The sequence below is a fragment of the Streptomyces sp. NPDC058664 genome (genome assembly GCF_042716635.1).
Classification (GTDB): domain Bacteria; phylum Actinomycetota; class Actinomycetes; order Streptomycetales; family Streptomycetaceae; genus Streptomyces.
Window position 1 is genome coordinate 1 of sequence record NZ_JBHXRW010000254.1, and the last position, 1,060, is coordinate 1,060.

Annotated in this window: 1 protein-coding gene and 1 pseudogene; one reads left to right on the plus strand and one right to left on the minus strand. The window is 69.1% G+C overall.

Annotated elements, in window-relative coordinates; translation table 11 throughout:
* A pseudogene (locus ACFWUY_RS41965) lies at nucleotides 1-486 on the plus strand (type VII secretion protein EccC); the annotation flags it as partial.
* A gap of 9 nt (nucleotides 487-495) precedes the next feature.
* On the opposite strand, the gene ACFWUY_RS41970 reads toward ACFWUY_RS41965, so the two are convergent.
* Nucleotides 496-1,060 (minus strand): GNAT family N-acetyltransferase (locus ACFWUY_RS41970; protein WP_384122438.1); only part of this gene is annotated, 565 nt, incomplete at its 5' end.

Here is a 1,060-nt window from a genome sequence, read left to right on the forward strand (position 1 = left end):
GTCATCGACGGTGCTCAGCTCGCGGGATACTCGACCTCGGCCCAGACCTGCGGTGGGATGCTCAAGGAGGTCGCGGGCTTCCTGGCCAAGCGCATCCCCGGCTCGGACATCACCCCGCAGCAGTTGCGCGAACGCAGCTGGTGGAGTGGCCCGGAGATCTACGTCGTGGTCGACGACTACGACATGGTCGCCTCGGCCAGCAATCCGCTGCTGCCGCTGGTCGAATTCCTGCCGCAGGCACGCGATATCGGCTTCCATCTCATCGTCACCCGACGGGTCGGCGGCGCCTCGCGCGCACTGTACGACCCGGTGGTGGGCGGCATGAAGAACATGTCGGTGGACGCGCTCATCATGAGCGGGCCCCGCGATGAGGGCAAGCTGATCGGTGACGTACGACCGTCGAAACTGCCGCCGGGTCGCGGCGTGCTGGTCTCGCGTGCGCGCGGCCAGGAGATGGTGCACATCGCCGAACTTCCGCCGCTGTAGTCGCGGAGTTCAGTCCCGGACCGATGCCGCGGAGAACCGGCGCGGCATCGGTCTCCAGGCTGCGGTCTGCCGTTCGAACAGCGCCTTCGACGGCCCCGACGCCACCGGGCCCGCGACCCGAGCCAGCGTGAATCCCGCACGCCGGTAATAGTTGTGGAGCCCGGCATTGGTCGTCCACGCGTCGAGGCGAACCCACGGCCGATGCTCGCGGTCGGCCAGTCGCGCCGCATGTGCTAGCAGGTGATCACCGACCTGCCTGCCCGCGAACCGCAGATCCACGATCATGAAATGGACGATCACCGACTCGGCCAGCTCCCACGCCGACCACAACCCCGGATCCGCGCGATGGTTGACCGTGATCGTCCCCGCGGACTCACCGTCCAACTCCGCGATCCACGTCTCACCGCGATCCAGCGCCCGCCCGACCGCGCCCGCGAAGATCTCGATCGGTCGTCCGCGTCCGGCCACCGTCCACTGGTCCGACCCACGGGCCGTCAGCCACGACGTGCGCTGCACGCGCAGGCGGCAGATCAGCGGCAGGTCGCCCAGGGCAGCCGGGCGCATGCGCACCGTC